General features: G+C 52.9%; 14 protein-coding genes and 1 pseudogene. 13 read left to right on the plus strand and 2 right to left on the minus strand.

All coding sequences use genetic code 11. The features are described 5' to 3' along the window. Positions 1-288: 288 nt before the first annotated feature. Entirely contained in the window at positions 289-1,377 is a 1,089-nt protein-coding gene (locus tag ACIPG5_RS02630) for an asparaginase (RefSeq protein WP_401373169.1), read from the minus strand. Positions 1,378-1,789: 412 nt separating this feature from the next. On the opposite strand from ACIPG5_RS02630, the gene ACIPG5_RS02635 reads away from it, so the two are divergent. The 9 genes from ACIPG5_RS02635 to ACIPG5_RS02675 all read left to right on the plus strand — a co-directional run bounded on the left by ACIPG5_RS02635 (position 1,790) and on the right by ACIPG5_RS02675 (position 16,008). Continuing rightward, entirely contained in the window at positions 1,790-2,158 is a 369-nt protein-coding gene (locus ACIPG5_RS02635; protein WP_343596540.1) for a histone-like nucleoid-structuring protein, MvaT/MvaU family, read from the plus strand. Between the two features lie 348 nt (positions 2,159-2,506). After that, positions 2,507-3,838, plus strand: a complete 1,332-nt coding sequence (locus ACIPG5_RS02640; RefSeq protein ID WP_401373170.1) for a hypothetical protein — start codon at positions 2,507-2,509, stop codon at positions 3,836-3,838. A 66-nt stretch (positions 3,839-3,904) separates the two neighbouring features. Beyond that, positions 3,905-4,450: a hypothetical protein gene (locus tag ACIPG5_RS02645; RefSeq protein ID WP_343596536.1), complete on the plus strand. Its 546-nt coding sequence runs from the start codon at positions 3,905-3,907 to the stop codon at positions 4,448-4,450. 414 nt (positions 4,451-4,864) lie between these two features. Next, entirely contained in the window at positions 4,865-6,163 is a 1,299-nt protein-coding gene (locus ACIPG5_RS02650; RefSeq protein WP_401373172.1) for a site-specific integrase, read from the plus strand. Continuing rightward, a complete protein-coding gene (locus ACIPG5_RS02655; RefSeq protein WP_401373174.1) occupies positions 6,157-7,860 on the plus strand; it encodes a hypothetical protein in 1,704 nt (567 codons plus the stop codon). Before ACIPG5_RS02650 ends, ACIPG5_RS02655 begins: the two co-directional genes overlap by 7 nt. Then, positions 7,857-9,863 carry a hypothetical protein gene (locus ACIPG5_RS02660; RefSeq protein WP_401373176.1) on the plus strand — a complete coding sequence of 669 codons (2,007 nt, stop codon included), beginning with the start codon at positions 7,857-7,859 and terminating at the stop codon, positions 9,861-9,863. The genes ACIPG5_RS02655 and ACIPG5_RS02660 overlap by 4 nt, the downstream gene beginning before the upstream one ends. A 3-nt stretch (positions 9,864-9,866) precedes the next feature. Further along, on the plus strand, positions 9,867-10,322 hold the full coding sequence (locus tag ACIPG5_RS02665) for a hypothetical protein (protein WP_343596528.1): 456 nt from the start codon (positions 9,867-9,869) through the stop codon (positions 10,320-10,322). Positions 10,323-10,442: 120 nt separating this feature from the next. Continuing rightward, complete coding sequence (gene dsr1 / locus ACIPG5_RS02670; protein WP_401373178.1) at positions 10,443-14,255, plus strand: anti-phage defense-associated sirtuin Dsr1; 3,813 nt, start codon at positions 10,443-10,445, stop codon at positions 14,253-14,255. A 61-nt stretch (positions 14,256-14,316) separates the two neighbouring features. After that, positions 14,317-16,008 carry a hypothetical protein gene (locus ACIPG5_RS02675; protein ID WP_401373180.1) on the plus strand — a complete coding sequence of 564 codons (1,692 nt, stop codon included), beginning with the start codon at positions 14,317-14,319 and terminating at the stop codon, positions 16,006-16,008. A 222-nt stretch (positions 16,009-16,230) separates the two neighbouring features. Here the strand turns inward: ACIPG5_RS02675 and ACIPG5_RS02680 are convergent. After that, positions 16,231-16,521 (minus strand): annotated as a pseudogene (locus ACIPG5_RS02680) (asparaginase domain-containing protein); the annotation flags it as partial. Between the two features lie 323 nt (positions 16,522-16,844). Between ACIPG5_RS02680 and ACIPG5_RS02685 the strand changes: the two are divergent. From ACIPG5_RS02685 to ACIPG5_RS02700, 4 genes are read left to right on the plus strand one after another with little or no spacing between them, the layout of a single operon-like run. Continuing rightward, entirely contained in the window at positions 16,845-17,801 is a 957-nt protein-coding gene (locus ACIPG5_RS02685; RefSeq protein ID WP_401373182.1) for a sugar ABC transporter substrate-binding protein, read from the plus strand. A gap of 18 nt (positions 17,802-17,819) precedes the next feature. Further along, positions 17,820-19,373 carry a sugar ABC transporter ATP-binding protein gene (locus ACIPG5_RS02690; protein ID WP_401373184.1) on the plus strand — a complete coding sequence of 518 codons (1,554 nt, stop codon included), beginning with the start codon at positions 17,820-17,822 and terminating at the stop codon, positions 19,371-19,373. Beyond that, complete coding sequence (locus ACIPG5_RS02695; protein WP_176514273.1) at positions 19,370-20,365, plus strand: ABC transporter permease; 996 nt, start codon at positions 19,370-19,372, stop codon at positions 20,363-20,365. Before ACIPG5_RS02690 ends, ACIPG5_RS02695 begins: the two co-directional genes overlap by 4 nt. A gap of 6 nt (positions 20,366-20,371) precedes the next feature. Further along, positions 20,372-21,394 (plus strand): LacI family DNA-binding transcriptional regulator, encoded by a 1,023-nt coding sequence (locus tag ACIPG5_RS02700; RefSeq protein WP_176514275.1) that lies wholly within the window; start codon positions 20,372-20,374, stop codon positions 21,392-21,394. Positions 21,395-21,403: the final 9 nt, after the last annotated feature.

Consider the following 21,403-nt stretch of genomic DNA (forward strand, 5'->3'; position numbering starts at 1 on the left):
ATTCCATTTAAAGGAGATTAGGACCATATGGGAATCAAACCAGGACCAAAACCCAAAGCGGAATCGACGGGAAAAACAGACCAACGTCGTCGTGTGACACCCGAGAATCAACGCAAACACCCTGACTTAGAAGTGCATAAGCACAAAAAAGGGGAGTGAGTACCGGTAAGCCCTGCTTCGGCAGGGCTTCCGTCTTTTTAGTTGTCGATCCGCGAGCCGAAGATCAAACATCGGACGGCTATATGGTGATGTCTCCAGAGTGCGTTCTGCGCTCTGATACCTTAGTGTTCAGTACTCCCAGAAGATGCGTTGCAGCTCCTTGCTGTCCTGGGTCTTGGTCATCGCGACCATGGCGAGAATCCGCGCCTTCTGCGGGTTCAAGTCATGCGCCACTACCCAGTCGTACTTGTCGTCTGGCTGCTCGGCATTGCGCAGTACGAAACCACCCTGGTTGACGTGAGACGAGCGAATGATCTGCACGCCGTTTTTGTGCAACTCCTGCAAAGCCGGCACTACCCGAGACGAGACTGAGCCATTGCCGGTCCCCGCATGGATGATTGCTTTGGCGCCACTCTGTGCCAGTGCCTTATAGGCGGTGTCGCTGACGTTGCCATAGCTGTAAGCAATGTCCACCTGTGGCAGGCTGCTGATTTGCTTGATGTCAAACTCCGACTGGGTGGTGTGGCGTTTAGCAGGGAGGCGGAACCAGTACGACTTACCCTCTACTACCATGCCCATCGGCCCCCAAGCGCTCTTGAAGGCCTCAGTCTTGATGTTCACGGATTTGCTCACGTCGCGCCCAGACTGGATCTCGTCGTTCATGGTCACCAATACGCCTTTGCCTCGCGACTGCTTGTCGCTGGCTACGGCCACGGCGTTGTACAGGTTGAGCATGCCGTCGGCGGACATGGCAGTACCTGGACGCATCGAGCCAACTACCACGATCGGTTTGTCGGTTTTTTCGACCAGGTTAAGGAAGTAAGCAGTCTCTTCCAGGGTATCGGTGCCGTGGGTGATGACGATGCCGTCGACATCGTTGCTGTCGGCCAGCTCAGAGACCCGCTTAGCAAGCTTCAACAAGTCCTCATTCGTAATACTCTCGGACGCAATTTGCATCACCTGCTCACCGCGCACATTGGCGAGATCCGCAAGCTCCGGCACACCGGCGATGAGCTTGTCGACGCCAAGCTTGGCGGCTTGATAGGTGGCGCTATTGGCAGCGCTGGCCCCGGCGCCGGCAATAGTCCCGCCAGTCGCTAGGATGATCACGTTGGCCAGCTTCTGCTGGGTTTCTGCTTGTTTAGCAGAAGCCGCGGTTGGCAGGATAAGCAGCAGCGCCAATGCGCTGGGTACGAAGGTTTTCAAAGCAGCATTCATTGTTTTGTCTCTCTTCCTGATGAGATTGGTTGCTGTGTTGCGCCTACTCCAAAGCAGATTCCGTACCAGAGGCTGCCTTGCGCGACAGAATTGTAGACCACCGCCTTATCGCGGCAGTTTCCCTAGGACTGAAGCAGTGCGGCATGCTTTTCTTAGTCGGATCTTCGAACATTCAGGTGGATTGATGTTCGGTTTTCCGGGGGACGAGGGGGGGGAAGCCGGTAGCGACACTGCGTAAGGAGGCTTGTGCAGAGGAGGGGCGGGGTATTTGGCTAAATGACATTCGGTGCGAATGAAGAGCCTGACTCTTCACTCCACCCGTAGGCGTCAACGTCTAGAGTAAACGTAGGTGCAGTAAGGCAACAAAACGTCTACTATTCCGATTTAAATACACCCAATAGGATCGATGTCAATGTCTAGACTTGCCGAATTCAGAGAACTTGAGCGCAACTTGGCCGCTCAGCTGGCCGAGTTGGAAAATCTGAAGAATGACGCCGGCCTGAAGAAAGAAATCGAATTTGAGAAAAAACTGCGTTCATTGCTTGAGAGCTATGGCTACAGCCTGCGCGATGTGGTCAACGTTCTAGACCCTGAAGCAGCTCGTCGTAATCCCGGTGTAAAGGCGCCAAAGGCTACCCAGCGTAAGGCCCGAGAGGTCAAGGTGTACAAGAATCCTCATAATGGTGAGGTAATTGAGACGAAGGGCGGCAACCATCGTCGCCTGAAAGAATGGAAGCAGGAGCACGGCAGCGACGTGGTGGAGTCTTGGGTTAAGCGCTGAAAAATGAGGGGGCAAAATGGAGAGGCACTCTTCTACCTACGCCCCCTCTGGTTCATAGGTGCGAAGCAGTATTTCTAAGCCAAAACCACCCAGGTCTTTAAGACGCCAGTACTCGGGCGACAAGTCGGGTTAGGAACTTCAGCAAATATACAAAATTAAATTTAGTGGGAATTACTTTTTGCTGGATGCATTGATTCAACTTGCCGGAGGTCAACCAATCGTATTTCTCTAGCTTTACTCTCCTTCGCGGAGAGGTATCTCGAAGATACGCCGGTCTTTTCACTTGCTTGACGTGTCTGATACTGTCGTGCTGCCATGACGGATATGTCAAGGTACAAGGGAGGATGTGTGACTGATCACAGCAAGCCAAAGGTAAATGAGCTGAGTTCCGGTAGAGCCAGCCCCAAATATTCTCTTGCGATTTGGGCTCGGCAGCACAGGGTCAGTCCAGAACTATATGAAGAAAGACGGCAAACAGCCTTGCGGCTGGCGATAGAAGGCATTAACGATGGTTCGATAGATTCGATTGACGGAATTAGTTCGCCTTTGTCGCGTAAAATTCAAGCTCACCATGGCGGTAAGCTTTTTGAAATGAACCGGAACTGGATTGAAACCGCTCAATCCTGGGTATGTCCGTGCTGCCGCAGAAATAAGTTTGAGATAGCTAGGGTAGGTAGCAAGGGGCAGATACTTGCTAAATTAGTCCTTCATCACGACCATATGACAGATGCCCTAGAGGCAGCATTTCACAGAGTGTTCGTCGATAGCGGTTCTCATAAAGCTACTAACACCGGACTTGCGCTTATCGAGCGTATGGCGCCTGCTTTTTCGGCATATGCTCCAGTCTTGATTTGTGAAGACTGTAATAATGCAGATGCAGCTGCAAAAAAGCTCATCTCCGACATCGATGGGCGAATAAGATTTCATTCATTTTCCATAAGTCAGATCTATCAGTTTATCGTCATAGGCGCGAATTCATCGCACTTGGTTGATGAAGGGAAAGTATTTGCTGCTTGGGCGCTAATTCGTCAAGCTTACTTTGCACGCATGAAGTTGGTGCACGAGGTCGCAAAAGCTGCTGTGTTGCAGGACTATTGGTTCGAGAAATATCAGAGTGGTATTGTTCCGGAGCCTACTTTGTCTAATGGCTATAGCAACTATAATGGGCTGGAGTTCGTTAGCGGGGAGGCGCTGTTTCGTGAAATGACATCGACCGCTATTAAGCACGTGTCGAATTACAGTCGGTGGCGTACGGAGACACAACCTGCGCGAGGCAAACCTCCGGAAAACTTTTTGGCGATGATAGACTCGTTCCCTGGGAGTGCTCGGATGTGGGGGGCGCTTCCCGGGGATTGGAGGTGCCCGACATGTGGGCGATCCAAGTATGAGACTGTGAGTTTCTCGGAAGGAAAGATCAGCTTCCACACCCATACCCCTACAAGATTTAGCACTGCGTGGAATGAAATCAAGCACATTTGCGCCGGCTGTTCCAACGTAGTTACAGCCATGAAGCGGGAACTAAAAGGGTATGGGATAGATGTGGAGTTCGCGTATGACTGCATTTCTCCGGAATCGCTACGATTATTGATAACAGCAAGACCTCATTCACCACCATTGGTTGATAGGAAAATGGCGGAGGCGTTAATCAATAATTGGAGGTCTGGCGACAGGCAAAATTAGATTGATGCTAATGCAAATATAGATATCGGTAAATGGATAGTAAAACCGTTGTGGGTTAAGGATTTTATGGGCGAATTTACTCCTAACGTGTGGTTTCCTGTCGTAACGCTCGTAGCCGGCGCACTGCTCAAAGCAATCTTCGATCTCTTTAATGAAAAGCGTCAAGAGGCACGAGAAAAGCGAGTTCGGCTCGAAAAACGGCAAGAAACCTTCCTGATGCAGCGTATCGAAGCGCAACGGGTTCTATTGCCTCAACTTCAAGAGTCACTAGTAGAGCTAATGCGATCTAGCACCCTCCTGAATCTCGAAGAAAATCTCAATGCACGACGTGTTGGAGAGTGGGGAAAGGAGCAGGTGTCAGACGAGATCGCGGAGCGATCATTGGCGGCGTTTCGCCAAGTGGGCCTTTTTCGTGTGCGGGTGCATGATGACGCTCTGCGTGAGGAGGTGACCAAGCTCACAGCGCTCTGCTCCGATGCTATACACACGCGGAATCACCACACTGCAGAGGCCAGGTTGAGGGAGGCGGGTATCCTATTCGCGGATGTTAATGAGCGCCTGGGCGAGGTTTACAGGTCGCTCGATACTCAAGAGCAGGCTTATCTGCTTTAGGGAAGAAGTCCGTCACTAAGAGAACGAGAGGCCGAGGCCGCTACGGCTTCGGCCTAGCAGCTTTTGGGGGCTGAGCTAACGTTAAACGCATGCCGGCAGGTAGCCTTTGCTGTGTCCACTGGGGACCATTTGTCTGATCCTCGCCCCATTTTGAATTTTTATTGAAGCTGAAATTTAGCGTTTGCCTAAAACTGTAATGCTATTTTTCATAAAGCACGATGTGATGACATTTCTTTGCACACCTTAATATTCGTGGGTGGGCAATTTTTGTAATAGCATTAAGAATGCCTAAACAAAATCTGTTTTTTTATCTTATTGTTTTATTATTTGCTGGTGACACTGTTTTTACTGGCTGGACAACTTTTCGAGTTCGTGATCTTATTTCGATTCGTCTGGCTATCAAGTTGTCTGCTAATGTCTTCACTTGGGTTTATTGATTACTCTCCAGAAAGGATCTTGGTATGCGGGGCTACTACAGATGATCTTGTAGGGCACCCGTTTCCAGTACCTAATCAAAGCACGAACGTGATTGATGGCTTTCCGCAAGTTTACCTCTCGGCTGGAGAAGCGTGGGATGTTGCTAATTTGTGGGCAGCATCGCAGCGCCACAGTATCGCTAGTGGTGGAAAGAAAAAAGATACACTTGTTAGTTCAATGTATGCGCTAAGAGATCTTGCGGGTTTTCTTATGCGCGTCAATTTGCCATGGTTTTATTTTCCCAATGCCAAAGATGAGCGGGTTCTATTTCGATATCATGGCGATCTTACGGGGCGTATACGTCGCGGCGAGATTAAAGTAAAAACAGCCAAGAAATGTATGCGAGCCGCAATCAATCTTTACACGTGGGTTCATGAGTCGAATTTTTTTACTTCTAAAAGCGAGTTTTTCGAAGATCTAACTTTGGCCGCAAAGGTTGAAAATTTCTCTGGGCTCAAACGGACGATCGAAAGCGGGTTGAAGGACTTACGCATTAAATCTGGGGGCTCCCTTGCGAGTACGGTCGAGGGCGGATTGATACCTTTAGATATGGATGCTCAGAGTTATGTTCTCGACTTGGCATATGAGTGTTCGTCACCTGAGATTTATCTCATGTTGGCGCTAGGCTTTTATACTGGTATGAGAATTGGTTCGATCTCCGATCTTAAATTGCTCACCTTCAAACATGCGAGGCTAGCAGAAGATGGGAAATCATATTACCTGTCCATTGGGCCAGGGGTGAAGTACGCACCAGTAGCAACGAAATTCGGCGTTACTGGACAGGTAGCGATTCCGGTTCAACTTTATGAACTTGTTAATTCATATATTGGGTCAATGCGTCGACTGCTTAGGGTCGCTAAGGCAAGTATTGATGATAGGAGGCTTGTATTTCTCAACAAGAACGGACGATCTTACTGCCGAAAGGGTAGCGATAATAGTAATACGGTGAATGTTGATATTGCAAAGCTGAGGCTAATATCTCTTAGGCGGGGGCGAAAGCTTGAATTTAAGTTTCACCAGTCGCGGGCAACTTTTGGTACTCAGTTTGTGTTGGATAATTTGGATAGGCCTGGTGTATCTCTAATGTCAGTTATTGGAGCACTTAAGGGGCTCATGCTGCATGTGCATGAACAGACCACTATGAAATACATTAAGTTTGTTCAAGACCACAAGGCCAAAGCCTCTTGGTCAAATGAATTTACTCGTCGAAGTAAAGAGTTGCGAGTCAAATGGTGATGCAATTATTAGGTGAATTCGATCTCGGTTTCGAGCACTGCGTGGGAGATAGATTTACTGCTCCTCCAAGTCTTCGAGCTTTGCTGTACTGTGGCGGTAGTACAGCTCACGGATTTACAGTCGAAAAACAGATCAACTCGGGCTTGTTAGGTGCTCTTAAACCTTCGAGGCTTGAATTGGTTCGGCTTCTTCATGGCTATATAGTTAGGCGGTTGGATAACGGCTACAGTGAATGGACCACTAAGCGAGATATTACTGCGTTCAAGGTTCTGTATTCGCATTATGACGCCTTGGGTGTTGATATAACCCTAGGGAATGTCTGCGAGCTTTATGAAAAATATAGCTACGACAAAGCCTATGATATCGATATCAACAACCGTAAGGATGGGACGTATTCTGCTTATACTTTAGATCGGATCTTGGTGCGTGTTATTGAAAGCATGCTGGAGTTGAGTCCGCGCTCATTAAAGTCCTCATTTAATTATACTAGTCTAAAGCGTCGTGGGCTCATAGCTAGAGCAAAAAACGATGCGGGTAGTATCAATGCAGGATTTCAATATGGCGCCGATTTACTCGATGTTATTGATAGTCTTAGTTATGAGGCGTGTTTTGGCAAGCTTCCTTTGCAAGTCTCCTTTACAGATGGGGCTTGGGTTGAGCACTGGGCTAGGTTGAAAACCCCAGATGCGCTGCTTAGCCCCGAAGGCCGCAATCCTCATAATGTAAAGGCTACTGCCAAACAGCGTGAGGAGAATCGTCTGAATGGAACTCTGAGGACGAGAAGCTGCTTGGTAAATTTGCGAATTGATGCTGAGTTTAATTTTTTTGTTGCGCAGACGGGAATGAACGTAAGTGACGCCTATGATCTACCCATGGCGGACTATCGCTACTCGTCTTGGGAAGGGGACTACAGAGTTACCGCATATAAGGATAGGCGTAAGGGGGACGTTGAATTTTATATCTACAAGGAATACCGAGAGATATTTGATGAGTATCTTGCCTTCATAAGGAAACTTTTTCCGGAAGGATGCGACTATCTCTTTCCATTCGTTATGACTAACGCCAATAAACGAGCCGATGCTTATACCCAGGCCCGAATGAAGAAGCTCTTTTCATCAGTCGACAAAAAGTGCATTAATCTCAGGTCGTTACGAAATAGACGGGTTAATTGGATGCTGCGAGAAACCCATGATCCAGTGCTCTCGGCCTTAATGGCGCAGCATACAACTAACACGATGTTCAGAAGCTATATAGCACCAAGCCATAGCATTGCTACGAGAGAGTTATCGGGGTTTTTTTCCCACAAGAAAACTGTTCGAGATTCTGTCGCAAAGGGAAGATGCACATCAGAAATCAAGGTTGTCGCCGTCACTGATCCTGCGCCAATCAAGCCAGATTGCATCAACCCTGCGGGTTGCCTTTTCTGTGAGCATTATCAGGGAGTTCGCTCTTTGGACTATATCTGGTCTATGGCCAGTTATCACTATTTGAAGAATGCAGAGTTGGCGAGGTTGCCCCTCAATAAACGAGCAGAAGGTTCACCCCAGAAAGCAATTGTTGATCGTCTGGATGCATTAATAAATGAGTTCGAGGCGCAAGGTGAGCAGTGCAATGACTGGGCGACTGAGGCAAGGCTACGCATAAGCGAACTGGACTTTCACCATTACTTTCGTGGGATGATCGAGGTGCTACATTGAAAGCAAAAAATATGCGACTGAAATTGGTTATGGAGAATCCTCCCACCAGAGCAAAAAACTATGAGTTGACACAGTTTCCCCCTCCGGATGATTTTCCCGTATGTATTGATCCGGAGGGTACAGTTTTAGCGCGTTTTGGCGATGATCGGTGGCCGATGACTTACTGGTGTGGACGCATTTGCGCGTTCAACTTTGGGCAGTTGTCAACCACCAAGGCCAAATCTTGGTCGAGCGAACAAGAGTCATTACGATTCAGATGTATTATGGCTTTTATGATGTGGTGTAGCCCTGAATCCATAAAGCCTAGTACTCTTTTTACTCGTTATGGTGCGCTCAAAAAGGTTTTTCTCGTTTGTAGGGACTTGGGGGTTTCCGTAGCCGACATTCACAAGTTTCCTGAATTAGTTGATAAGCTAATAGTTGCTTGCTCTACTAAGGTGCATCATTTAGTAAAGGCATTGAGGCTTATTTATGATCATCGCGACACCCTGGGATTTATGATTTTGGACTTAAAGCAAATTGCTGATTTGCACGTGGCTCTCAGTAATATCAAGTCGAATCAAACGCCTTACATTCCTAGTCGCATCAGTAATCTGCACTTGGAGCGTTCTATAGAGTTGATGGATGACTACCTTGCGCATTCGCGAAAATTTGAGCGGCTTTTTGAGGAGGCTTGGGAAGGGTATCTGTTTAATAATGATGCTCCCACGGCCTGGGGGGATCTTATCAGGTTGAACAGTCCATACTCAAAGCGCTCTGCGACTTTAAGTTATCTGATCTATCATGGAACCTTCGCGTCCTCTGCTCGAAAGCATGGAGTGGAGGACATTTTAAAGAAGTGGATGTGCGGGCCAGGGAAAACATTCGAGAGTTTGAAAATTGGTGTTCTTTCGAGATTTTTCGGCGCTATTGCTCTTGTCGGAGCTACATGCATTGCAAGCTTGAGTGCAATGAGGAAAGAGGAGATCAACAATCTTCGGTCTGATTGCTTCATTACTGAAAATACGGATGATGGTCCTGCTTATTTTCTGCAAGGCCGTACTACGAAAACAATTCAGGATTCTGAGGCTTTGTGGGTAACGTGCCAAGATACAGAGAAAGTGGTAAAGGCGATGGCCTCTGTATCTAGGATCAGGATGAAGTGTGCGGTTGCACGCGGTATTAAGCACGATCCATCGGAGCTGAAAAACCCCTATCTCATTATGAGGGCATATGAACCTTGGGGAGGTCATTATAGCGAGGATGGTAGCGATGCAACTGGTATTAGGCGCGCTATGGCCGCTGCGACTATAGAACAGCAATGCCCGAATTTCTTTCCACTCGGCAGTACAATTATTACCGAGGAGGATTTTGATGAGGCAGTAAAGATCAATCCTGGTCTTGATGTCGAGCGATTTGCTGTCGGCGAACCTTGGAGCTTCGCATTTCATCAGTTTCGACGCACTCTAATGGTTAACTCTCACATGTCAGGGCTTGTCTCACCCCAGAGCATGCAGTACCAACTTAAACATCTCTATCAAAGCATGAGTATGTACTACGGAAGAAATGGCTCGCACCTGGCAGTTAGTCAGAAGGTCGCTGAGGAATATGTCAGTAACTTCTATGAGTCCATGGCTCGGAATGCTGTTGAACTCAAGTCTCCAGATTTCGTTTCATTAATTAGCCCGCTTCATAAAGAGCGTGTCACCAGCTTCATGGAGATGAAGAATTTGAAGCAGCTAGTAGGTATGGCAAAGAAAGGTTTGTTCTCCATCAAGGAGACTATCATGGGGATTTGTCTGAATTCAGAGCACTGTGAGTTTGGAAGTGCTGATTATGTATTAGGGTGCGATCAGTGCGTCTCCGGTCTCGCTTGTAAGCAGAATCTCCCCAAAATTCAGAAGACTAATGACTGGATCGAAATGCAGTTGGAGGACGACAAGGTGGATGGACCTCGGCGGGAGTCACTTTCTGCTCAACACCGGTTTACCCAACGATTGATTAATGTGGTCTTGCAGGACTAAACCATGAGACGCAGCGCTGAACAAGATTACCGAGACGCCTGGCAACGTATCAAGGAGGGCAAGCCGATTCGGATTCCCGTCGGTGCTCCTGCTACCTTGGCTAACATCGCAAGGGAAGCTGGAAAGGACCCCTCGGCGCTAAAGAGATCTCGATTTCCCTCCCTGGTGCATGAGATAGAGATCGATAATCAGCTGGTCGCTGAGCTGCCGGCCTACGTTGATCGTTCCCTATCGTCGCAATTGAAAGGCGCAAGGGATGAGAACCGTAGGATCCTTCTTGATATGGACGTACTGCGGGCGGAGAGGGATGCACTGAAATCGCAAGTTCTGAACCTCCAGCTTGCGTTGCTAGAGCGGAGTCAACAGCTGGATGTCTACATAGGTCCGATCAGCGTATCGAGCCTGGATCACCACAAATGGAAGACGGTCAATGAGAGGGGAGGCGACGCTAAGTCGTAATCTCACTGCGGTGATGTTGGAGAGAGTTGCCCCCCAATCTGCTGATGGAAAAAGGGCGCTGCCCGTGCTAAACAGCGAAGCGAGATGGCTTGTCGCCATCAAGCACGAGGTGGCGCAGGGATGCAATTCGTAACACACGGTCCAGATATACCAGACGAACTGCTTCAAGCCCACGAAGAGGGCAAGGTGGTCTTTTTCTGCGGCGCAGGTATCTCATACCCAGCAGGCCTTCTCGATTTCAAAGGTCTGGTGGAGCTTATCTATAAAGAAGCACACACGACATTTGATAGTGCAGAGCAGAAGGCATTCGAGAGCTACCAGTACGATGCCACGTTGGATCTGCTTGAAAGGCGCTTACCGAATGGGCGGGGCGCCGTACGAGAGGCGTTGGTTCGGGCTCTTAAGCCAAACCTTCGACTCAAAGGGGCAACGGATACACATGCCGCGCTGCTGAGTCTGGGTCGTAGCCGCGGTGGTGCGCTCCGCCTAGTGACCACCAATTTTGATCGAGTATTCGACGCAGCTGCTCGACGCATCAAGCAGCAGTTCAGTTCATACTCCGCACCGATGCTCCCGCTTCCTAAAAACAGCCGCTGGGATGGGGTGGTGTACCTTCACGGATTGCTGCCCAAAGTCATCAGCCCCTCTGAACTCAATCGCCTCGTCATCACAAGTGGAGACTTCGGCCTTGCTTACCTGACAGAGCGTTGGGCTGCCCGATTTGTAAGTGAGCTATTCCGTAACTACGTGGTTTGCTTCGTCGGATACAGCGTGAGCGATCCGGTTTTGCGCTACATGATGGACGCACTGGCTGCTGATAGGATGCTCGGTGAGATGACTCCGCAAGCATGGGCGTTCGGGTCCTGTAAACCGGGTGAGGAAAGCCTGAAAACGGCGGAATGGAAGGCTAAAGGGGTCACTCCGATCCTCTACCAGACTCTGCCAGGCGCGAACTCGCATAGAGGTCTGCATCAAACCCTGAAAGCTTGGTCAGAAACTTACAGAGATGGCACGACTGGCAAAGAACGCATCGTGACTACTCATGCTCTATCCCGCCCCTCGGCTAGTACCCGGCAAGATGATTTTGTGGGGCGAATGCTTTGGGCTCTCTCCGACAAATCAGGTTTTCCTGCTCGTCGGTTTGCGGAATTTAGTCCCGCACCCTCCCTGGACTGGTTACTAGACGCATTCACTGATTCACGCTATTGCCACTCTGATCTGGGCCGCTTTGGGGTTCCCCCTCATGCTGAGGCTGATCCTAAGCTCAGCTTCAGCCTTGTTCAAAGACCAACCCCTTATCAGTTAGCTGCTCCAATGGGGCTTGTCGGGGGGCGGACTGGCTACTGGGATGATGTGATGTTCCAGATAGCCCGCTGGATCGTGAGGCATCTCGATGATCCTGAGCTTCTGCTTTGGCTCTCGACGCGTGGCGGAAATGTCCATGAACGGCTCGAATTTCTCATCGAGGAGCGTCTGGGATTAACAGCAAAGCTGGAGAGCGAAGGGAAAACGACTGAGCTAGAAGAGATTCGGAAAAGCTCTCCCAAGGGGGTGCCAGGGCCTCTCATGCGAAAGCTATGGGCACTGTTTTTAGCCGAAAGAATCAAGTCGCCTTGGCGAGAACTGAACCTTTTTAGCTGGGCCGACCGACTCAAGCGAGATGGTCTAACCGCCAGCCTGCGTCTACAGCTACGAGAGCTATTGTCACCCGTAGTTTCCATCTCAAAGCCTTATCGATTGGGAGAAGAAATTGTCCCCTCACCAATCCGCCTTCACCATCTCGTTAATTGGGACTTGGTATTGAGTTGTGATTATGTAAGATCTACGCTATTTGAATCATCGCATGAACAATGGACGGCCGCATTACCACTCCTTTTTGACGATTTCCAGTTTCTCCTGCGTGATGCCCTAGACCTCTTACAGGAGCTGGCGGATACGGACGCGGATGAGGATCGATCGTACTGGGATCTTCCATCTATAACCCCTCATTGGCAAAACCGAGGTTTCCGTGAATGGGTCGTACTCATTGAATTATTGCGAGATTCGTGGCTCGCTCTTAAGATAGTGAATAACGTAGCTGCGGTTAACGCGGCGCGGCGATGGTTTGAAATGCCGTATCCTACTTTCAAACGCTTGGCTTTCTTCGCTGCTAGCCAGGAAGGCACTATTGCAGCAGACGAGTGGGCCGGATGGTTGCTGGTCGAAAATGGTAAGTGGTTATGGGAGATATCTACGCGCCGAGAGGTTTTGCGACTACTAGTTCTGCAAGGTCGTCATCTGCATGCATCATCCCAAGTTAATTTGGAAGCGGCACTATTGTTAGGCCCGCCGCGAGACAATTTTATTGATGATATTGCAGATGAGCGATTTCAGCAGCTTGTAGATCACTCTGTATGGAGAGCCCTTGCAAAGCTTCAATTAAGTGGGCTTGTTCTCGGGGGGCAAGCTCGGCAGCGACTTGATGAGCTATCTGCTGGCTACCCCTACCTTCGTCTGGCGGAAAATGAGAGTGATGAATTTTCCCACTGGATGAGTGGAACGGGGGATCCTGACTACCAAGAAAACCGAGTAATCAGAATTGCACCTCATAAGAAAGCAGCGCTTGTTGAATGGCTTAGAAGCCCTCCAACTGACCAAGGGTATTTTGATGAGGATACCTGGAGGGACGTTTGCCAGAGGCACATACTCAATAGTTTGTCTGCAATGGGAGAGCTTGCGCAGGAGGGCCAGTGGCTTATAGATCGGTGGCGAGAGGCATTCCAAGCTTGGAGTGAATCAAAGATTGCTCGAAAATCATGGCGTTATGTTGCTCCATGGGTCGAAGCAATGCCGGATGAGGTCATTTCTCAAGTTATTCATAGCCTCACGCGTTGGCTTGATGCGGTATCAAAGTCGAATCTTACTGACCATACTGTCTTTTTAAGAATCTGCCAGAGAGTGATGAGCCTTCCTCTCGATGCTGATACTGGCATGACTAGTAATGGTCAGCCACTTGACGAACCGGTCACTGAAGCAATCAATCATCCTATCGGACATATCACCCAAGCGCTGCTTAACATTTGGCAAAAAAATCCCCTCAGTGATAATGATCTTCTCTCCGACGAGATTCGCCAGCCTTTTACAGAGCTATGTGACTCTAGGATCGAAAGGTATCGTCACGGCAGGGTACTTTTGGCATCTAGGCTCATTGCTCTGTTCAGGGTCGATCAGGCTTGGACAAAAGAGTATTTGCTTCCTCATTTCAGCTGGGCGATCAACGCCGCTGAAGCTAGAGGGGCATGGGAAGGTTTCCTATGGTCACCGCGGCTATATCGCCCTCTACTCTTGGCGTTCAAGGCTGATTTCCTCGAAACAGCGCGTCGCTATGAAAGCCTAGGAGAGCATGGTCAGCAATTCGCAGCCTTTTTCACCTACGCTGCATTAGGCCCTCTGGAAGGCTATAGCGCAGATGAATTTCGTCAGGCTTTCGTCGCGCTTCCTTTGCAGGCGTTACAAGAGTCAGCCAGGGCAATGTCTCAGGCGTTAGAAGGTGCGGGGGAGCAGAGAGAAGAATATTGGCAAAATCGAATCCTGCCTTTCTGGAGAGATGTTTGGCCAAAGTCGCGAGAGCTAGTGACGCCGGCCATCGCAGAGTCACTCTTTAGGATGTCTATCGCGGCGGGAACCGAATTCCCCTCCGCGCTCGCAGCTATTTACGACTGGCTCGTACCTAGTGAACATATGCACTACTCAGTCCAGCAGTTGCTCAAATCTGGGCTTTGTACAAGGTTCCCGCAAGACGCGCTCAGGCTTCTGGCGGCAGCAGTGGACGACCAAGGTTGGCCATCTCCTGATCTCCAGCCTTGTCTGGAAGAAATCGCTACAGCGCAAGTGGTTCTCGCTGAGACTGCGGACTATCAACGGCTGGCAGGTTATGCGCGGCGTCGTGGCTAGCGTTGATACTCAAATTCTTCTGCGATGTAATTTTGACGGTTTAATATAAGGAAAAGGATATATGGAGATTCCGGAATCCTACGAATCAGAAACCTGTAAAGTCAACCATGGCGAGCAGGGGGTTTATTCGGGGTGCTCTAAATTCTTGTATTCCTCTAGGCTTGACTGCTCATTAAGTCTTGCTGAAGCATGCAAAATACTTGTCCAATCCGATGCTTTCGCCTTTGCTCTTGATAACAAAGGGCAGGTTTATTTTAAAGATAATGCTTGCGTTAGGGTTCAGGCATTAACCATAAAAAGCAATATTCAAGGGACTGGAATGACCATTTCAGGTCATCAAAATTTTTTGAATAATCAGGATAAAGACTCAGTTAGTTATTCTTTCCTGAAGGCGTTAAATTTGCTGCTTTCAGAGCGGAAGCTATTCAATGGGATGTTTGGTTATCCAAGCGACAGTGCGCGGGTTTATCTTCGGCCTATGGCAATTCAGGCCGAGGGAGATGAAGAGTATGAGTTGCTTCTTCCACATCTAAAGATTTCGAGTGGAGGTGTTATCGCTATCGTGTTGGAGGGGGTCTTCGGCTTTGAAGATCTGACTTCGGGTGAGGTTGTTTTTGAGGAGGTTAACAAATCGCTGCGGAACTTGGAGTCAGTTCTCTGTGACAAGGCATTACATAAAGCATCAGTCGAGTGTCAAATATCTCAGATGTCATTCTCCGAGAGAATGGCTCAAAAAGAAACATTCATAAAAATGATGGATTCCTCTCTGGAGTCGCCTACGACTATTGACTTTCTGGAGGAGGAGTTAGCTCTTTATGAGCTTGTGCATACAGATCAGATAACCTTGACTGATGTCGCAAGAAATGTACTGTCAATGGTGGCTCGCTCACTTGCCAGTAGAAAAGTGAAATCGGAAGTAAATTGGCGTGATGTCCGTAAGTCAGATCCTCCGGTTGGTAGATACTGGTATGGGAAGCCGTTGATTGGAATCCTTGGCCATACAGGGCAGAAGGGCGGAGCTGAAGAAAACTGGTCTGCTCATAAGTCTTTCGTGAACAGCGTCATGGTCCGAGCCGGCCTATCTGGGGCTTCGTACGAACAATCTATACAGCTAAAAGATCTAAGGTGTTTCAACGATTTCAATCACTTCTACTCAGAGCCGGTGTCGTTGATTTTGTCTTCATCCCAGGTTTCGAGTTTTATAGATCGGAGTGACGGCTACACCTTTGATAACTTGATTTCAGATGCGCAAATCCTAAATGAAGTGGCGCATTACATGATAGTGTTCTATGCATATGCTTCTTCGGCGCTGGACGATTGCATAAAATCAACGGATGTGACTCGGATAGAGCTTCAGGTGTTGAGCTTTGAAGAGTCATTGTACTCGTTATACAAATATGGGGAAATTGCTGACTACATCGAAGAGGTTAAGCAGGGGACTCACCTCTCAATGATGAGCAAAATTTTTCATAAGAAAGTAGAGGCGATTAAGAAGTCCATAGAGCTGGATGAAAAAATCGCATCCGAGGCGTTCACTCGGCGCGTCACCGTAATTTTTGGCATCATTGCGTCAGCGGCTCTTTCGCCAGAGTTGATGCAACCTTTAGTGAAGCTTGCTGGATTTAGTCTGGGTGAGCAGTGGTCCAAGGTAATTGGACTGGTGGCTGCGATGGCGGCGGTAACTGCCCTCCTGATTGTTACGCATTATGGCCTTAAATTGATCAGAGGGTTGGTGAGATTTTTGCGAGGTTGAGAGACTCTAAATCTGAGATTTTGTCATGCAAGGGGAGGGTGCCTTTCCCGAGGTTGAGGGGGGATTGATCTCAAATCGGACAGCCCGTTGGAGGAAAAGTGAGGTATGGACGATGGCAGGGGCGGCCGTGCGGTAGGGGTACGGACATTACCATTTTCTTTTGGAGCCCTTGTGGCGGAAGGGCTAGAGCGATGTCCGTCCGTTACTGATAAACCTGTGAACATTGGTGATGCTTTCGGAGGCGATCTGCATCACCTGCTCGCCGCGCACATTGGCCAGGTCGGCCAGTTCCGGCACGCCGGCAATCAGCTTGTCGACGCCAACCTTGGCAGCCTGGTAGGTGGCGCTGTTGGCCGCGCTGGCGCCAGCGCCGGCGATGGTGCCGCCGGTGGCGAGGATCACCACGTTGGCCAGCTTCTGCTGGTTCTCGACTTCCTTGGCCAAGGCCATGGACGGCAGGATCAGCAGCAGCGCAAGGGCGCTGGGGGCAAAGGTTTTAAGTGCAGCGTTCATGGTTATTGTTCTCTCTCTTCCTAATGAGATTTTTTGTTGTGACGCAGCGCCTGCCACGCAGTTTTCGTACCACCCGCGCGTAATCGGCCGCAAGCGCCGTCATAACAAGGCTCCGGCGAGGCCGGCAGATGCCCGTTCGTTCGGAACCCCGAACAAGAATAGGAAAACCTGTTCGGTTTTCCGTAAAATCCCCGATAATCTGCGCCAGAGCGGCGAAACCCCGAAAGCGAAACGGATTTGACAAAAGGGCAACCTGTTTCCATAGTTAGTTAACGCAAACGTTTGCGACCCGATAAAAATCACAAGATCCGGAGTCATTTCCCATGAAGCTGCCGTTCCCTGGTCGTCTGCTGGCGCTCGCCGTCATTTCTTCCCTGTCCCTGGCCATGCCGTTTTCCGCTGCCCACGCCGAAGACAAGCCCAAGGTCGCGCTGGTGATGAAGTCCCTGGCCAACGAGTTTTTCCGCACCATGGAAGATGGCGCCAAGGACTACCAGAAAGCCCATGCCGATGACTTCGAGCTGGTGGCCAACGGCATCAAGGACGAAACCGATACCGGCAACCAGATCCGCATCGTCGAGCAGATGATCGCCACCGGCGCCAAGGCCATCATCCTTGCCCCGGCCGACTCCAAGGCGCTGGTGCCGGTGGTGAAGAAAGCCATGGACGCCGGCATCACCGTGGTCAACATCGACAACCGCCTCGACCCCGACGTGCTCAAGAGCAAGCAGATCAGCGTGCCCTTCGTCGGCCCCGACAACCGCAAGGGCGCGCGCATGGTCGGCGACTACCTGGCCAAGGAAAAGCTCAAGGCCGGTGACCAGGTCGGCATCATCGAAGGCGTGTCGACCACCACCAACGCCCAGCAGCGCACAGCGGGCTTCAAGGACGCCATGGACGCCGCAGGGATGAAGATCGTCTCGACCCAGTCCGGCAACTGGGAAATCGACAAGGGCAACGCGGTTGCCGCCTCCATGCTCAACGAATACCCCGACCTCAAGGCCCTGCTGGCCGGCAACGACAGCATGGCCCTGGGCGCTGTGTCGGCCGTGCGCGCCGCTGGCAAGACCGGCCAGGTGCAAGTGGTGGGCTACGACAACATCAACGCCATCAAGCCGATGCTCAAGGATGGCCGCGTGCTCGCCACCCTCGACCAGGCGGCCAGCCAGCAAGCGGTGTTCGGCATCCAGGCGGCGCTGAAAATGCTCAAGGGAGAAAAGCCGGACGTGGATGCCGACAACGTCATCCAGACCCCGGTCACGCTGATCACCCAGCCTTGACGCCCAGGAGAGATGGCCATGCCTGCAACGGCCGATGAAGGGGTGCTGATCGCCACCGGCCTGGGCAAGAGCTATGCCCAGCCGGTGCTCGGCGACGTCAGCCTGGCCCTGCGCGCGGGCGAGGTACTGGCCCTGACCGGCGAGAACGGCGCGGGCAAGAGCACCCTGTCCAAACTCATCAGCGGCCTCGAGACGCCCACCACCGGCCACATGCGCTACCGCGGCCAGGCTTACGCCCCGGCCAGCCGCAGCGATGCCGAGCGCCTCGGGGTGCGCATGGTGATGCAGGAGCTGAACCTGCTGCCGACCCTGACCGTGGCCGAGAACCTGTTCCTCGACAACCTGCCCAGCCGCTTCGGCTGGATCAGCCACAAGCGCCTGCGCCAGCTGGCCGCGGCCGCCATGGCCCAGGTCGGCCTGGACGCCATCGACCCGGATACCCCGGTCGGCGAGCTGGGCATCGGCCACCAGCAGATGGTCGAGATCGCCCGCAACCTGATCGGCGACTGCCATGTGCTGATCTTCGACGAGCCCACGGCCATGCTCACCGCCCGCGAGGTGGAGCTGCTGTTCGTGCAGATCGAACGCCTGCGCCAGCGTGGCGTGGCCATCGTCTACATCTCCCATCGCCTCGAAGAATTGCAGCGCGTGGCCCAGCGCATCGTGGTGCTGCGCGACGGCAAGCTGGTGTGCGATGAGCCGATCCAGCGCTACAGCAGCAGCGAGCTGGTCAACCTGATGGTCGGCCGGGAGCTGGGCGAGCACATCGACCTGGGCCGGCGCACCCTTGGCGCGCCGCTGCTCAAGGTCGAGCACCTGTGCCGTGGCGACAAGGTGCGTGATGTGTCGCTGCAGGTCAGGGCAGGGGAGATCTTCGGCATCTCCGGGTTGATCGGTGCCGGGCGCACCGAACTGCTGCGGCTGATCTTCGGCGCCGACCGCGCCGACAGCGGCAGCATTGCCCTGGGCCAGCCGCTCAGGGAGGTGACCATCGACTCGCCCAAGGCCGCGGTCAAGGCCGGCATCGCCCTGATCACCGAGGACCGCAAGGGCGAAGGCTTGCTGCTGTCACAGTCGATCAGCGCCAACATCGCCCTGGGCAACCTTGGCGCCGTGTCCCGCGCCGGGGTGCTCGACGGCGATGCCGAGCGGGCGCTGGCCGATCGGCAGATCGCCGCCATGCGCATTCGCAGTGCCGGCGCCGCGCAGGCCGTTGGCGAGCTGTCGGGCGGCAACCAGCAAAAGGTGGTGATCGGCCGCTGGCTGGAGCGCGATTGCCAGGTGCTGCTGTTCGACGAGCCGACCCGCGGCATCGACGTGGGCGCCAAGTTCGATATCTATGGCCTGCTGGCGGAACTGGCGCGCCAGGGCAAGGCGTTGGTGGTGGTGTCCAGCGACCTGCGCGAGCTGATGCTGATCTGCGACCGCATCGCCGTGCTCTCTGCCGGGCGCCTGATCGACACCTTCGAGCGCGACCATTGGAGCCAGGACCAGATTCTTGCCGCCGCCTTCGCCGGCTACCAGAAACGTGACGCCCTGCTGCACGACGCAGCACCCAGGATGGATGCATGAAAACCACACCTCTCGATACCTCCGGCAGCACCCCCGCACGCCGCAGCGGCACGTACCTGGGCCTTGGCACCTACCTGGGCCTGGCCGGCGCCTTGCTGGCGATGATCGTGCTGTTCTCGCTGCTTAGCAGCCACTTCTGGTCCTATGCCACCTTCAGCACCCTGGCCAACCAGATCCCCGACCTGATGGTGCTGGCGGTGGGCATGACCTTCGTGCTGATCATCGGCGGCATCGACCTCTCGGTCGGCTCGGTGCTTGCCCTGGCGGCGTCCACGGTGAGCGTGGCGATCCTCGGCTGGGGCTGGGGCGTGCTGCCGGCGGCTTTGCTCGGCATGGCTGCGGCAGCCCTGGCCGGCAGCGTCACCGGCGCGGTCACCGTGGCCTGGCGCATCCCGTCGTTCATCGTCTCCCTCGGCGTGCTGGAGATGGCCCGTGGCCTGGCCTACCAGTTCACCGACTCGCGCACCGCCTACATCGGCGATGCCTATGCCTGGTTCTCCAACCCAATCGCCTTCGGTATCTCGCCGGCCTTCATCATTGCCTTGCTGGTGATCATCCTGGCCCAGCTGGTGCTGACCCGCACTGTGTTCGGCCGCTACCTGATCGGCATCGGCACCAACGAAGAAGCCGTGCGGCTGGCCGGCATCGACCCGCGCCCCTACAAAGTACTGGTGTTCGCCCTGATGGGCCTGCTGGCCGGCCTGGCTGCGCTGTTCCAGATTTCCCGGCTGGAGGCCGCCGACCCCAATGCCGGCGCCGGCCTCGAATTGCAGGTGATCGCCGCGGTGGTCATCGGCGGCACCAGCCTGATGGGCGGGCGCGGCTCGGTCATCAGCACCTTCTTCGGCGTGCTCATCATCTCCGTGCTGGCCGCAGGCCTTGCGCAGATCGGCGCGTCGGAACCCACCAAACGCATCATCACCGGGGCGGTCATCGTCATCGCCGTGGTGCTCGACACTTATCGCAGCCGGCGTTCGAACCGGCGGAACTGAAAAAACATGGCAACCATCAAAGACGTCGCTGCACTTGCGGGTATTTCCTACACCACCGTGTCACATGTGCTGAACAAGACCCGGCCTGTCAGCGAGCAGGTACGGCTCAAGGTCGAAGCGGCCATCGCCGAGCTCGACTACGTACCCAGCGCCGTGGCGCGCTCGCTCAAGGCGCGCAGCACGGCCACCATTGGCCTGCTGGTGCCCAACAGCGTCAACCCCTATTTTGCCGAGCTGGCGCGGGGCATCGAGGATGCCTGCGAGCGCAACGGCTACTGCGTGATCCTGTGCAACTCCGACGACAACCCGCAAAAGCAGCGCAGCTACCTGCGCGTGCTGCTGGAAAAACGCATCGACGGGCTGGTGGTGGCGTCGGTGGGCGAAGACAGCGACCTGCTGCAAAGCCTGGCCTGCGTGCGCACGCCGATGGTCATCGTCGACCGTGAGCTGGAAGGCGTGGAGGCGGACCTTGTGCGCATCGACCATGAACACGGCGCCTATCTTGCGACCTGCCACCTGCTGGAGCTGGGCCATCGCGACATCGCCTATATCGGCGGCCCGGCCGAAACCGGCGTCAGCCAGTTACGCCTGGCGGGCTTTCGGCGTGCGCTGGCCGAGGCGAAGGTCGAGGTGCCAAGCGCCAATGTGCTGCACTGCGACTTCACCAGCCCCGGCGGCCACGCGGCTGCCGCGCAATTGCTCGAGGGCCGGCGCCCCACGGCGATTTTTGCCGGCAACGACATGATCGGCTTCGGGGTGCTGCGGGCGGCGGCCGAGCGCAATATCAGCGTGCCGGGCGAGCTGTCGGTGATCGGCTTTGACGACATCGAGCTGAGCCGCTACGTGTACCCGCCGCTGACCACGGTCGGCCAGTCGATACGCGAGCTGGGCGAAAACGCAGCGGCGCTGTTGCTGTCGCGCATCGCCACACCGCGCCGCGAGGGTGCCGAGCAGCGCATCGTCGCCCCGCGCATTGTGCTGCGCGAGTCCACCGGGCCACGCCCGGATCTTTTCAATGATTACCGCTAAGGAATCGTC

This window comes from Pseudomonas sp. NPDC087029, from assembly GCF_044745345.1.
In the GTDB taxonomy this organism is placed as follows: domain Bacteria; phylum Pseudomonadota; class Gammaproteobacteria; order Pseudomonadales; family Pseudomonadaceae; genus Aquipseudomonas; species Aquipseudomonas faucium.